This is a genomic window from Hymenobacter aranciens (assembly GCF_030580865.1).
Lineage (GTDB): Bacteria > Bacteroidota > Bacteroidia > Cytophagales > Hymenobacteraceae > Hymenobacter > Hymenobacter aranciens.
This window is the reverse complement of the sequence record NZ_JAUQSY010000001.1, coordinates 210,105-222,431: the sequence shown is the minus strand read 5'-3', so window position 1 is coordinate 222,431 and position 12,327 is coordinate 210,105. Positions and strand designations below refer to the sequence as shown.

Here is a 12,327-nt window from a genome sequence, read left to right as displayed (position 1 = left end):
CTCTCACGCTGGAACGAGGCAGTAAACCAATCGTTCGAGCGTGAAAAGATGCTTCACTGCGTTCAGCATGACACTGACGCGTTGTATTCTATTCGATTCCTAACCTCGTCAGAGACTGGCAATTTCGCGCACCAGCCCGCCGATGCCCCAGAGCATCAGGCGGCGGCGCACAGCCTCGGCTTCGGCGCGGGTGCCGAACTGGCCGATGAGCACCCGGTTCATGATGCGGGCGTCGATGGTTTCTTCACTCAGGTTTACTTCGAGCTTCTCGTCGAGCGACTCGATTTTGGCCTGCATGGCCTGGGCATTGGTCAGGTTGGCGAAGGTGCCGGCCTGCACGATAAAGGAAGTCGTAGCAGGCTTCAGCAACGTGCCGATGACGATAGGCACCACCGGTTGAGCGGCAGCCGCAGCCAGCGAATCGGTGAGGGCAGCGGATTGCTCAGTAGGAACAGTATAGGTAGCGAAGGCGGCTTCCGGCTGCGGGTCAGCAGCGCGCAGCACGTCGATGTTTTCGGGGGCGTCGGTGGGGCCGAGGGGGGTTTCGTCGTCCACTACTTCGGCTACGACGGTGGCGGCGCCGAGGCGCACGATGTCGAGCGGGCGGGCGGCGACCTCGGCCAGGTCGAGGATGCGCTGGTGGCGGTAGGGGCCGCGGTCAGATACACGAACTACGACGGATTTGCCACTGTGGGGATTAGTGACGCGCAAGCGGGTGCCGAAGGGCAGCGTGCGGTGGGCGCAGGTGTATTGAAAGCGGTTGAACCGTTCGCCGCTGGTGGTGCGCCGGCCCTGAAACTCGCGTCCGTACCAGGAAGCCCGACCGCGCAGCACCGTAGTGGCGTTGGCCGAAAATTTCCAGGTTTTCGTGGTGTGGCTGCGGCGGGCCCACACGGAGGAGGGCAGGGCCAGCAGCAAAAGCAGACTCAGAAAAAAGACGGAGGTAGCAGAGCGTCGGAATAAAATCATGCGCTATTGGGGATGGTTAGCGATACAAAATTACCCATCCCCCATCCGGGCTTGCTAAAAAAGCCGGCTCACTCCTAAGCTGGTTGGGATTAAAATTGAACTTTGGTCATAAAACTTGCATTTAATTTATCTTTTCCAAATCGCCGAAACCGGGCTCTACGGGCCGGGGAAGATATTTTTTCTGGAAAACCGGGGCAACTATTGCCGGGGCACAGAAATTAGATTATGCGACGGGTATAAAATTTTGGCATCGGAAACGCGAAGTAGTGGAAAAGCTGTTTGCGCAGGTTAGTTTTTTTTTGTAATGCCTAAAGCTGGACTTTAACTGGATTTTTAGAATAATTCCATTTAAAAACTGTATCCTAGGCTGCCTGGCAGACCAATCACCAGTTTTCCAACCATTGCCGGGGGCCGCCGTACTTTCGCCCTATGGATTTTGGCCGCCTCCCCGACCTGCGCTACGTCGATTTTCGACTGCCCCCCGACCACCCCGAAACCGCCCGGCTGCTGGCGCAGGCCCTCCCTACGCAGCCTGCCGCGCCGAAGCTGTACGTGGGCTGCCCCATCTGGACGAACAAGGAATGGCTGGGCTCTTACTTCCCGCTGGGCATCAAGGAGGCCGATTACTTGCACTACTATGCGCAGCAGTTCAACAGTTTGGAGCTAAATATGACGCACTACCGCATTCCCGATGCGCCCACTGTGCGGCGCTGGCGCGGGGCGGTGGGGCCGGGCTTCAAGTTTTGCCCGAAGCTGCCGCGCAGCATCAGCCACGAGCGGGAGCTGTTTAATACGGATGATTTAGTGCTGACTTTCAGCCGCGCCATTGAGGAGATGGGCGATACGCTGGGCTGGGCCTTTTTGCAGCTGCCGCCACACTTTGGGCCCGAGCATCTGCCGCGGCTGGAGCGCTTCCTGCTCGACTGGCCCGCCACCGTGCCGCTGGCCGTAGAGCTGCGCCACCCGCGCTGGTTTGCCGACCGGGAGCTGCGCGACGCGGTGTTCGCCACGCTGGAAGCGCTGAATAAAACCTTGGTGATAACCGACGTAGCAGGCCGCCGCGACGTGCTGCCCATGCGCCTGACGACGCCCACGGCGCTCATCCGCTTCAATGGCCACGGGCTGCACAGCACCGACTACCAGCGCGCCGACGCCTGGGCCGAGCGGCTGGCCGCGTGGTATGCCCAGGGCATGCACGAGGCGTATGTCTTCATTCACCAGAAAAACGTGCTGGACGCGCCGGTGTGGACCAGCTACTTACTGGACCGGGTGCGGGAGCTGACGGGGATGGTGGTGCCCAAGCCGTTTGTGATTCCGCAGGCGGTGCAGGGGAGCTTGTTCTGAGTTCTGCCCACGTGAACCTCACCCCCCGGCCCCCTCTCCCGTGGAGAGGGGGAGCCGAACGATTTCCCGATAAGTGCATGACCGGTGCCCCCTCTCCACGAGGAATGCGAATCAAGCATTCTTTGGGGGTCAGGGGGTGAGGTTGGCCGACAGCACGGCCCATACGTTCTCGGCCAGGATTTTTTGGCCCGCCGCGTTGGGGTGTACGCCATCGGGCAGGTTGAGCTCGCGGCGGCCGAGCACTCCTTGTAATAGGAAGGGCACGAAGGGCAGGCTGTTTTGCTCGGCCAGGGTGCGGAACAGGGCTTTGAACTCGGTGGCGTAGCGGGCCAGCTGGTGCGCGCCGAAGGGGCCGAGGTCGAAAGGTAATTCGAGGCCAGCGAGGATGACGAGGGCCTGGGGGAAGCGGCGCTTTACCTCGTCGATGATGAACTGGAGATTCTGGGCGGTTTCGCGCACGGGGATGCCGCGCAGGCCGTCATTGGCACCGAGGGCGAGCACGAACACATCGACGGGCTGGCGGGCCAGGATGGTGGGCAGGCGCTGGCGGCCGCCGGCGCTGGTTTCACCGCTGACGCCGTAGTTGAAGGCTTTATAAGGGAGCGCAGCCTGGTCGAGCTGGCGCTGGATATGGGCGGGGAAGTCGTCGCCGGCGCGCAGGCCGTAGCCGGCCGTGAGGCTGTCGCCGAAGAAAATGATGTTTTTCATGTGCTGCTGCAACAGCGAAAACGGCGGTTTGACTCCCCTACTCCACTATTTCGAGCACGGTGCGGAAGGAGGCGTACTGGCCCGAAAACTTCTTTTCCATGTCGGCGCGCAGGGCGGGGGCGAAATGCTGCTGGTAGGCTTCGAGCTGCTCGAGGCTGATGCAGTAGTACTGCGAGGCGTAGGTGATGCCGTTGTCTTCCTCGTTGAGCAGACGGCAGAGCTGGTTTTTGATGAAGCAGCCGGTGGCCATTACTTCGGGCAGGTGGGTTTCCTGCATGTAGGCCAGCCATTCGTCGGCGATGGCGGGGTCGAGGCTGGTGGTGACGTTGTAGAGAATCATGAGGGAGGGTATGAGGGTAGGCGGGTATGGGGGTAGGAGGGAAAAGGGAAAGCCGGAGGAAATGTTCTCACGCGTCCCTCCGACCCTCTTACCCCCACACCCTCCTACCCTAACAACATCACACCCGCATTGTATCAAACTGGAAGTCGTTGATGCGGGCTTTAATGTCGGTGGGGGTGAGTTTTTCCTGGGCGGCGGCGCGGGCCAGGGCGGGCAGCTCGGCATCGCCGGCCAGGCGCAGGGTGAGGATTTGCTTGAGGGAAAGCTGTTTTTCAAGCTCGGCGAAGCGCTGGCCGGTGAGCTCGAAGTAGCGCTGGCGCACTTCGAGGCGGCAGATGCGGTCCTGCAGCGTGAGGGCGTAGTGCTGGCGCAGCATCACGAGCACGCCAAGGCCGATGACGGCCAGCGCCGCCACGGTGAACCAGAGGCGGGAGATTTCGGAGTCGTCGCCGGCCACGGCCACGTAGCGGCGCACGGCGTAGCCGGCCATGATGAGGGCGGCGGGCACCAGCACGAAATGGTGCCAGGGATAGAACTGAACGGGGTTTTTGGCAGCCATAGGGAGGAATGCCGGCGACGGCCGGCGGCGGGTGAATGGGCCGAAGGGACCCGGCCGCTGACGAAAGTAGCGGGTGATGGGCTAACGCGGGGCGGGAAGGCGGGGTTGCTGCCGGGCTTATTTGCCGTCGGCGGCTTTGGCGCGGGCGGCTTTGCGGCGGGCTTTGTTCTGGGCGTCGATGCGGTTTTCGACTTTGTCGTGCTCGCGCTGGGTTTGGCGGGTTTCCTGCTTGAGGTGCTTGGTTTTCTTTTCGGCGGCCTTGGCGGTCGATTTCAGCTTGACGCCGGAGCCGCTGCTGCCGGACGACATGGAGGAGTTGCCGTTTTGGGCGTGGGCGCTGGCGGCGACGGCCAGCAGGAAGCAAAGGAGTAACGCGTTTTTCATGGGAAAGCAGGTGAGTGGGAGTAAGCAGATGGGAGCGCGGCGCTTAGGCCGGGCGGGGCGGCGGGCGCGGGGCGGTGGCTGCCGGACTGCAAGGAACAAAAAAAACTCCGGTGCAGACCGGAGTTTTTTTATTTGACTAAAGCGCGACTGGTATATCGCGGCTTAGTTCATGGCTTTGGCGCGCTTCTTTTCGGCTTTCATTTCGGTGCGGGCGGCTTTTTCGCGGGTGGCGCTTTCCTTTTCGGTGCGGCGCTGGGCTTTGAGCTGGCTTTTTTGCTCGCTGAGCTGGTTTTTCTGGGCGCGCAGCTGCTGCTTGCTGTCTTTCATGGCGCCGCGGGTGTCGCGGGAAGCTTGCTGGTCGGCGTTGCCTTGCTGCTTTTGGGCGTCGTAGTTGCGGCGGGCTTCGTCGGCGCGCTGCTGCTGCATTTCGGGAGTGAGCGGGCTGGGGGGCAGGGTTTGGGCCTGGGTGGTAGAAGCGAAGAGGGCGAGGATGGCCAGGAGGCCGAGGATTTTTTTCATGAGGGTGGTTAGAAACCTGGGGTTCGGACTGTGTACGCCGCGCCGCCTCTAATAGTTTAACTTTCTCATTTTCAAAAATAAATCCGACTTTTGGAACTCATTTGCTACTCCACGTAGTCGAGGTCTTTGCCGAAGCTTTCGGGCAGGGTGCTGACGGCCCAGAAGGCCACCAGCAAGCTCACGCCGCCCAGCACGGCGGCGCCGGTGATGCGGCTGTCGAAGACGGATTCGGCCCAGCGGAAGGCGGGCACCAGCAGCACGACGGAGCCGCGGGCGAAATTGGGCGCGGTGGTGGCGACGGTGGCGCGCAGGTTGGTGCCGAACTGCTCGGCGGCGACGGTGACGAACAGCGCCCAGAAGCCGACCGAGATGCCCAGCACGAAGCACACCATATAATAGGTGGTGGGCGTGGCGCCGCGCAGGCCGTAGAGGTAGACGCCAACGAGCAGGGCGCAGAAGACGAGAAAGATTTGCAGGGCGCGGTTGCGGCTGCGGAGCAGCTGGCTGAGGGTGCCGCTGGCGAAGTCGCCAAACACCAGCCCGAAGTAGCACCAGAACACGGCCAGCCCGGCCGACAGCGGCTCGGGACCCCGGATGCCGAGGGCTTCGCCGAACTCGGGGGCGAAGGTGATGAGGATGCCGACGACGAACCACAGCGGCACGCCGATGAGCAGGCAGCGGACGTAGCGGCCGAGGCGCGCGGTGTCGGTGAAGAGCCGCCAGAAATTGCCGCGCGAGACGTCGGTTTGGGCCTGGGTTTTCTGGAACATACCCGACTCAAACACGCTGACGCGCAGGGCCAACAGCGCCAGGCCCAGCACGCCGCCGGTGATGTAGGCCTTTTGCCAGCCCAGGCGCTGGCCCACCCAGAAGGCCAGCATGGCGCCGCTCACGCCCACGGTGGCCACTATCATGGTGCCGAGGCCGCGCTTTTCCTTGGGCAAACTTTCGCTGACGAGGGTGATGCCGGCGCCGAGCTCGCCGGCCAGGCCGATACCGGCGATGAGGCGCAGCCAGGCGTACTGCTCGATGGTCTGGACGAAGCCGTTGGCGAGGTTGGCGAGGGAGTAGATGAGGATGGAGCCGAAGAGCACCGACAGGCGGCCCTTCTTGTCGCCGAGCACGCCCCAGAGGATGCCGCCGAGCAACATGCCGCCCATCTGCATCGAAATGAGGTATTCGCCCTGGGCCTTGACGGCGGCTTTGGCCTCGATGCCGAGGCTGGCGAGGCTTTGGACGCGGACGACGCTGAAGAGAATGAGGTCGTAGATATCGACGAAGTAGCCGAGGGCGGCCACGATGACGGCGGCCGTGAGGACGGTATTCTTAACGGGAGGGGTGGCGGACACGGGGGTGGGAGTTGGATTGGGGCCGCAAGATGCGGAAATAGGACGGGTTTGGGGCTGTTTCCGGCCGAAATCCTACTGTCGCTTAATTATATCCTACTGGCAGGTACCGAATGGGTACTTACCCTGAAATAAATCCTACTCGCACTGAAATAATTATTACTTACACTGAAATAATTAATACTGACGGCCGAATAAATCCTACTGACAGAGAGATAACCGGTGCTGACGGGTAACCGGTGCTGCTCGACTGGTTGTTGTGCTACCACCTTAGTCGCAGCCGCTGTGGCAGCCGTCGGGCAATTCGGAGTCTTCGACCTGCACGGTGCTGTGGTGGATGTGAAATTCGGACTCCAAACCCTTCGAGAGGGCGGCCAGCCAGGGGGCATCGGCGCCGCCGGGGCGCACGAGGTGGGCGGTGAGGGCGGCATCGTGGCCGGAGCTGCTGAGGCTCCAGATGTGGAGGTCGTGGACGCTTTGCACCTGGGGCTGGGCCAGCAGCCAGGCGCGCACGGCGGCCAGGTCGATGCCGTCGGGCACGGCTTGCAGGCCCAGGCGCAGGGAGTCGCGCAGCAGGCCCCAGGAAGTGTAGGCGATGATGATGAGAATGATGCAGCTGAGGGCGGGGTCGAGCCAGGCCCAGCCGGTGAGCAGGGTGAGGCCGCCGCCCAGCACCACGCCGAGGCTGACGAGGGCATCGGTGAGCATGTGCAGGTAGGCGCCGCGCACGTTCACGTCGGACTTCTGGCCGGCGCGGAAGAGCAGAGCCGTGACGCCGTTGACGATGATGCCGACGCCGGCCAGCAGCATCACGGCCTTGCCATTCACGGGCGCGGGGTGGCGCAGGTGGTTGATGGTTTCCCAGAGGATGAAGCCCAGCGCGAGGTAGAGCAGCATGGCATTGAGCAGGGCGGCCTGGATGGTGGCCCCGCGGTAGCCGAAGGTGTAGCGGCCCTGGGCGGGGCGGCCGGCCAGCCAGGCGGCGCCCCAGGCCAGGGCCAGGCTGAGCACGTCGGAGAGGTTGTGGCCGGCATCGGAGAGCAGGGCGGCGGAGTTGGCCCAGAGCCCGCCGATGGTTTCTACTATCACGAAGGCCACGTTGAGGGCAATGCCGGTGGCGAAGGCGGCGCTGAAGCTGCCGCCGGGCGGCGGGGCGGCGTGCTGGTGGCCGGCGTGGGAGGCGTGCGAGTGGGGCATGGCGAAGGCGCAGTAGGTTACGCGAAGAACGTAACTAGTCGTCTTATGGCCATGTTCTGAATACCGAAGCAGGTTTAGCCCCGCCGCAGCACCTCGTCAATCAGCCCGTATTCCTGGGCCTCATCGGCGCGCAGCCAGTAGTCGCGGTCCGAGTCGTCGTGGATTTGCTGGTAGGTTTTGCCGGTGCGGTCGGCGTAAATCTGGCAGAGCTCCTGGCGCAGCTTGACTACTTCGCGGGCCGTGATTTCGATATCGGCCGAGACGCCCTGCACGCCGCCGGAGGGCTGATGAATCATGACGCGGGCGTGGGGCAGGGCCGAGCGTTTGCCGATGGCGCCGCCGCAGAGCAGGAAGGCGCCCATGCTGGCGGCCAGGCCGGTGCAAATGGTGGCCACGTCGGGGCGCACGTACTGCATGGTGTCGTACATGCCCAGGCCAGCGTAGACGGAGCCGCCGGGCGAGTTGATGTAAAGCAGGATGTCCTTGCGCGAATCGGCCGATTCGAGGAACAGCAGCTGGGCGTTGATGATGTTGGCAATATGGTCATCCACGGCCTGGCCGAGGAAAATGATGCGGTCCATGATGAGCCGCGAGAAGACGTCGATTTCGCGGAAGTTCTGGGGCCGCTCCTCGATGACGGAGCGGGTCATGTTCTGCACGTAAGGGCGGGCGGCGGCTTCGACGTTCGAGACGTAGCGGTCGACGGTCAGGCCGTTGAGGCCCTGGCCGTGCACGGCAAATTTGCGGAATTCGGTTTGGTTGAGCATGAGGAAATGAGGGGTTTGAAAAGGGCATGGCGTGGCCCGTCTTGCATTATGCAAGGGGCAGCAACGCCATTAAATCAAAGGTTTTACCAGGGCCAGCAGCGCCGTAGCGCGGCCAGCCAGCGGGGGCCAGGCGAGCCGTAAAGCTGGGTGTGAATAGTCCGCAGCTCGCGCTTGAGTTGCTGCCGCCCGGCCTGGTGCAGGCCGTGGTAGAGCTGCCGCTGAAGGGCGGCATCAGCCGTCAGCTCGCCGTCGAAAAGCTGGCGCAGGTGCCACTCGCTGGCGGGCAGGGCGGCCGGGGTTTGCAGCAGTTGCTGCTCGATGAGGTGCAGGCGGTCGAGTTCGGGGCGCATGGCTAGTCGGCGAATTCGGGGGTGAATACGGCGCGCACTTTCTCCCGCAGGCGCTCCAGGCACTTGAACTTCTGCACCGTGGCCGAGCGCACCGAGCGGTAGCCGTGGCGGGCGGCAATCTGGGTGAGGGGCTGCTGGAAGTAGTAAAAGGCCAGCAGCACCTCGCGGCATTTTTCGCCCAGCTGCTGCACGTAGTCGAGCACGGCGAAGACCGGTTCTTCGGCGGCGGGGGCCTCGGCGAGCAGCAGGCCGGGGTCGTCGGGCAGGGGCTGGTGGGGCAGGCGGGCGCGGCGGCGCAGCTCGTGCTGCCACAGGTGGCGGCTGACGCCCACCACGTAGGTGCCGGCCGAGGCCGTGAGCATCAGCGTGCCCGCCACGGCCTGCTCAACCAGCACCACCAGCGCATCCTGAAACACGTCCTGCGCATCCTCGGCCGAGCCGCCCTGGCGGCGCACCAGCCGCTGCACGGCCGGAAAGGCACGGGCGTAGAGCTGGGTGAGCGTCCGGGTGCGGTCGGCCAGCAGGGCCTGGCGAAGCGCGGCGGGCGGGGAAGTGGCGGGGAGGGCGGTAGCGGGCATGGTACTGGTTAATCCACTTTGGGCGCAAGTATCACCCGAAAGACTGAAAAATAAATGGAAGTTACTGGCGTGCCGGCAACTCCACCTACAACAAGAAAGCCCCGACCAAAGGCCAGGGCTTTCCCAAGTATTCTCCAACTGAACCAAACCGGAGAAAAAATCAGCTTACTGCACCGTCACTGGGAAATTCACGTCCACATCGGACGAGCCGGGCGTGGCGGTGCCGTCTTTCACGCCGGGCTGGTGGCGCAGCACGATGTTGAGCGTGCCCGTGCCCGCCGTGGCGCGGGTTTGCACGGAAGTAGCCAGGCCGACTTCGAGATTTTTGCTGTCCTTGTCGGTGCGGGCGATGGTGAGCAGCCCGGCGGGGTTCACGGTGTACACGAAAAGGTGTTCGTCGGCCTCGGCCAGGATGTCGGCGGTGGTATTGCCGGCGGGGGTCTTGGTTTCGTCGAGCAGCGTGAGGGCGCCAGTGTAGCTGGTGCCGGCCGCGAGCGTGAGAGCGCCGGTGATGACGCCCGGCTGCGAGCCCTGGTCGCCGTCAGGGTCGCGGTAGGTGATGGACACGGGCGTGCCGCCGCCCACCGGCGTCAGCGTGTAGGTGACGGTGGTGATGATTTCGTTTTCATCGACGGGCGCCGGGTCCTTGTCGTCGTCGCAAGCGGTGAAGAAGGGAGCGGCAAGAAGAATCAGGGCGAAAGGGCGGAAGAAAGTGATTTTCATGAGTAACTGAGTGATTTGAGGTAAAACGTGATGACGTGAAATGGCTTTAAGATTTTTTAGCGGAGCCAAACGCCAGCGGCATCCTGACGCGTAACGTCACGTTGCGCCCCATGGCATCGGTGAAGTACCGGTAGCGGTCGAGGTAGTCGCGGTAGCGCTGGTTGAGCAGGTTGGCGCCGGTGAGGCTGAGGGTGAGTGGCGTGCGGCCCAGCCGGAGCGTGGTGCCGATTTCGGCGCCCAGCAGGGCGTAGCCGGCGGGCGCCGGGGCGTAGTCGTAGTCGGGGCCAGGCGTGCGGGTTTGGCGGCACACGCCCAGGCCGCTGAGTTGCGCGTAGCGGCCCATCAGGCGGCTGGCAGGGCGGTCGGGCAGGTCGTGGCGCAGGGTCAGCTCCAGCCGGTCGGCGGGGCCGTAGATGAGGTAATTGCGCTGGTCGCGGTTCCAGGCAATGACCACGGCGGCCTTCGCGCCCAACTGCCAATTGGGCCGGAACGCGTAGCTGGCCGTGGCATCGAAGCCCGTAAACGAGGCATTGCTCTGCTGAAAGCGGTAGCTCGGAAACGTGCCCCGAATGGTGTAGGGCGCGGGCAGAATCGGCAACTGGTAGATGTAGTCGTCGATGCGATTGTGGTAGATGGTCAGCTCGCCGTTGAGGCGCGGGTTGTCGTGCCAGGTGGCCGTGAGGCCCAGGTTATAAGCCGTTTCGGGCTGCAGGTAGCGCGACGTCTGGCCGGGGGCCAGGGTGTCATTCGCCACGTCGAAACCTATTTCATAGATGGCATTGTGCACGCCCAGGCTGTAGCGCTCGTTGGGTGCGGGGGCCCGGCGCGTCAGCCCGGCATCGGCCCGCAGGGTGAAGTGGGCGTCGGCGGCGAAGATGGCCCCCAGGCTGGCGGCGGGCGTCACGTAAGTAAACTCCGTGGGCTGCACGTAGGAGCTGCTGCCCGAGCCCAGGCGGCGGCGTACTTCGAGGCGGCGGTAGTCGGCCCGCAGCCCGGCTTCGAGGTGCCAGCGGTCCCGCTCCCAGTGCTCAATGGCGAAGGCGCCGGCCACGTAGTTCTGATAGAAGGGGATGAAGTAGCGAAACTCGTAGGTGTTGTCCTGATACGTGCCCGCCAGGCCCACACTACCCGTGAAATTTCCCAGCGGCTTGTGTTCCAGCAGCAATTCGGCGGTGGTAGTGGCGTTTTCGTAGCGCAGCTCGGGCAGGTTGCGGGCCGCCAGCTCCTGGTTGCGGGCGTTGTACTTGTCGTACTCTTCCCGAAAGTCCTGCTGCTGCGCCAGCGTGGCCGAGAGCCGGCCGAGCGGCGTTTTCACGAAGCCCGTCAGCTTGTACAGGTCGTGGCTGATGTTCTGATAAGGCCGCCCGAAATCGTAGCTGAAGCCGGAGGTTTCGTAGGGCCGGTCGCGGGCAATGGCGGCCTGCAAATCCTGGTAGCTCCCGGTGTAGGCGCTCGACAAAATGCCCAGCTTCGTGCCGAAATGGCTGTAAAATAACTCCACGCCATACGTGTCCTTCTGCCAGCCCAGCCCCGCCGAGTAGTCGTACTCCGAGAAACCAGTGTTTTGCTGGTAGTAGCCCGGCGAGCGGGTGGTGCCGGCCCGCTTGGCCGTGCCCTGCACCCGCCAGCGCAAGGCCGACAGCCCCGCCGGACTTCCCTGCACCTGCGCCGAGCCGGCCCCAAGGCCATTATTACTAGCGCCCACCAGCTGCATCTCGGCCGTGGTACCGGCCGAATCAGGCAGCGCTGCCGGCTCCACCAGCACCACGCCGCCGATGGCATCGGAGCCGTAGCGCACGCTGGCCGCGCCCTTCACCACCGTCAGCCGCGAGGCCACGAAGGGGTCAATTTCGGGCCCGTGCTCCTGGCCCCACTGCTGGCCCTCCTGCCGCACGCCGTTGTTGAGAATGCTGATGCGGTTGGAGTGCAGGCCGTGAATGATGGGCTTGAAGATGCTGGGGCCCGTCTGAATGGCCGATACGCCGCTGATTTTCTGCAAGGCCTCGCCCAGCGCCTGGCCGCTGGTTTGGCGCAGGGCCGCGCCGCTCAGGCTGTTGGTGGCCTGCGCGTTGGGCTCGTCGGCCCGGTGGCCGCGTACTTCGGCCCCCTTCAGCACCACGGCATCGGGGTGCAGCTGGAAGTTGCGCACCACGGCCGGGCCCACGTCGTTGAGGCGCACCTCGGCCGTTTCGACGGCGTAGCCCACGAAGCGCACCTGCACGTGGTAGAGGCCCGCCGGGGCGCTCAGTTGGTAGGCGCCGCTGGGGTCGGTCTGGGTGGCCTGCTGAGTTTCGAGCAGCAGCACGGTGGCGCCGGGCAGCGCCTCGCGCGACTCGTGGTCGCTCACGCGGCCACTGAGCTGCCCCGCAGCAGCTTGCGCCCAGGCCAGTAGCCCATGCGCCCACAGCCCGGCCGCCAGTAGCAGCACCCGCCACCTCAGCCCCGGCCGCGGAGCCAGAATCTGGAGAGACATTGACAAGAAAATTGGAGAGGAATAGCCCAGCGCCGTAGCGCATTGGGCCTGAATGAAGCCGCCGAAATAC

The 12,327-nt window shown here is 64.0% G+C and carries 14 protein-coding genes; 1 reads left to right on the top strand and 13 read right to left on the bottom strand.

Annotated elements, in window-relative coordinates; all coding sequences use genetic code 11:
- Positions 1–108: 108 nt before the first annotated feature.
- Complete coding sequence (locus tag Q5H93_RS00910; RefSeq protein ID WP_305004588.1) at positions 109–969, bottom strand: septal ring lytic transglycosylase RlpA family protein; 861 nt, start codon at positions 967–969, stop codon at positions 109–111.
- Positions 970–1,398: 429 nt separating this feature from the next.
- Here Q5H93_RS00910 and Q5H93_RS00905 point away from each other — a divergent pair, with 429 nt between their 5' ends.
- Positions 1,399–2,313 carry a DUF72 domain-containing protein gene (locus Q5H93_RS00905; protein ID WP_305004587.1) on the top strand — a complete coding sequence of 305 codons (915 nt, stop codon included), beginning with the start codon at positions 1,399–1,401 and terminating at the stop codon, positions 2,311–2,313.
- A gap of 129 nt (positions 2,314–2,442) precedes the next feature.
- Here Q5H93_RS00905 and Q5H93_RS00900 read toward each other — a convergent pair whose 3' ends face one another.
- From Q5H93_RS00900 to Q5H93_RS00845, 12 genes are all read right to left on the bottom strand, one after another.
- Positions 2,443–3,021 carry an arylesterase gene (locus tag Q5H93_RS00900; protein WP_305004586.1) on the bottom strand — a complete coding sequence of 193 codons (579 nt, stop codon included), beginning with the start codon at positions 3,019–3,021 and terminating at the stop codon, positions 2,443–2,445.
- Positions 3,022–3,058: 37 nt separating this feature from the next.
- Complete coding sequence (locus tag Q5H93_RS00895; protein WP_305004585.1) at positions 3,059–3,361, bottom strand: DUF4286 family protein; 303 nt, start codon at positions 3,359–3,361, stop codon at positions 3,059–3,061.
- Between the two features lie 118 nt (positions 3,362–3,479).
- The gene (locus Q5H93_RS00890; RefSeq protein ID WP_305004584.1) at positions 3,480–3,920 is read right to left on the bottom strand and encodes a DUF6526 family protein; all 441 of its coding nucleotides are present in this window, start codon (positions 3,918–3,920) and stop codon (positions 3,480–3,482) included.
- A 117-nt stretch (positions 3,921–4,037) separates the two neighbouring features.
- Positions 4,038–4,304: a hypothetical protein gene (locus Q5H93_RS00885; RefSeq protein ID WP_305004583.1), complete on the bottom strand. Its 267-nt coding sequence runs from the start codon at positions 4,302–4,304 to the stop codon at positions 4,038–4,040.
- A 162-nt stretch (positions 4,305–4,466) separates the two neighbouring features.
- Positions 4,467–4,823 carry a hypothetical protein gene (locus tag Q5H93_RS00880; RefSeq protein WP_305004582.1) on the bottom strand — a complete coding sequence of 119 codons (357 nt, stop codon included), beginning with the start codon at positions 4,821–4,823 and terminating at the stop codon, positions 4,467–4,469.
- Positions 4,824–4,927: 104 nt separating this feature from the next.
- Positions 4,928–6,172: an MFS transporter gene (locus Q5H93_RS00875; RefSeq protein WP_305004581.1), complete on the bottom strand. Its 1,245-nt coding sequence runs from the start codon at positions 6,170–6,172 to the stop codon at positions 4,928–4,930.
- 267 nt (positions 6,173–6,439) lie between these two features.
- Positions 6,440–7,366, bottom strand: coding sequence for a cation diffusion facilitator family transporter (locus Q5H93_RS00870; protein ID WP_305004580.1), 927 nt, complete (start codon positions 7,364–7,366; stop codon positions 6,440–6,442).
- Positions 7,367–7,440: 74 nt separating this feature from the next.
- Positions 7,441–8,133 (bottom strand): ClpP family protease, encoded by a 693-nt coding sequence (locus tag Q5H93_RS00865; RefSeq protein ID WP_305004579.1) that lies wholly within the window; start codon positions 8,131–8,133, stop codon positions 7,441–7,443.
- A gap of 83 nt (positions 8,134–8,216) precedes the next feature.
- Positions 8,217–8,483 (bottom strand): hypothetical protein, encoded by a 267-nt coding sequence (locus Q5H93_RS00860; protein ID WP_305004578.1) that lies wholly within the window; start codon positions 8,481–8,483, stop codon positions 8,217–8,219.
- Between the two features lie 2 nt (positions 8,484–8,485).
- Entirely contained in the window at positions 8,486–9,061 is a 576-nt protein-coding gene (locus Q5H93_RS00855; RefSeq protein ID WP_305004577.1) for an RNA polymerase sigma factor, read from the bottom strand.
- A 165-nt stretch (positions 9,062–9,226) separates the two neighbouring features.
- Positions 9,227–9,784, bottom strand: coding sequence for a hypothetical protein (locus tag Q5H93_RS00850; RefSeq protein WP_305004576.1), 558 nt, complete (start codon positions 9,782–9,784; stop codon positions 9,227–9,229).
- Between the two features lie 46 nt (positions 9,785–9,830).
- Positions 9,831–12,257 (bottom strand): TonB-dependent receptor, encoded by a 2,427-nt coding sequence (locus Q5H93_RS00845; protein ID WP_305004575.1) that lies wholly within the window; start codon positions 12,255–12,257, stop codon positions 9,831–9,833.
- Positions 12,258–12,327 lie beyond the last annotated feature (70 nt).

Coding starts and splice junctions, on each gene's coding strand:
- Q5H93_RS00910 (WP_305004588.1), bottom strand. CDS start 969: ATGATTTTATTCCGACGCTCTGCTACCTCCGTCTTTTTTCTGAGTCTG.
- Q5H93_RS00855 (WP_305004577.1), bottom strand. CDS start 9,061: ATGCCCGCTACCGCCCTCCCCGCCACTTCCCCGCCCGCCGCGCTTCGC.
- Q5H93_RS00885 (WP_305004583.1), bottom strand. CDS start 4,304: ATGAAAAACGCGTTACTCCTTTGCTTCCTGCTGGCCGTCGCCGCCAGC.
- Q5H93_RS00860 (WP_305004578.1), bottom strand. CDS start 8,483: ATGCGCCCCGAACTCGACCGCCTGCACCTCATCGAGCAGCAACTGCTG.
- Q5H93_RS00895 (WP_305004585.1), bottom strand. CDS start 3,361: ATGATTCTCTACAACGTCACCACCAGCCTCGACCCCGCCATCGCCGAC.
- Q5H93_RS00880 (WP_305004582.1), bottom strand. CDS start 4,823: ATGAAAAAAATCCTCGGCCTCCTGGCCATCCTCGCCCTCTTCGCTTCT.
- Q5H93_RS00900 (WP_305004586.1), bottom strand. CDS start 3,021: ATGAAAAACATCATTTTCTTCGGCGACAGCCTCACGGCCGGCTACGGC.
- Q5H93_RS00845 (WP_305004575.1), bottom strand. CDS start 12,257: ATGTCTCTCCAGATTCTGGCTCCGCGGCCGGGGCTGAGGTGGCGGGTG.
- Q5H93_RS00850 (WP_305004576.1), bottom strand. CDS start 9,784: ATGAAAATCACTTTCTTCCGCCCTTTCGCCCTGATTCTTCTTGCCGCT.
- Q5H93_RS00890 (WP_305004584.1), bottom strand. CDS start 3,920: ATGGCTGCCAAAAACCCCGTTCAGTTCTATCCCTGGCACCATTTCGTG.
- Q5H93_RS00905 (WP_305004587.1), top strand. CDS start 1,399: ATGGATTTTGGCCGCCTCCCCGACCTGCGCTACGTCGATTTTCGACTG.
- Q5H93_RS00870 (WP_305004580.1), bottom strand. CDS start 7,366: ATGCCCCACTCGCACGCCTCCCACGCCGGCCACCAGCACGCCGCCCCG.
- Q5H93_RS00865 (WP_305004579.1), bottom strand. CDS start 8,133: ATGCTCAACCAAACCGAATTCCGCAAATTTGCCGTGCACGGCCAGGGC.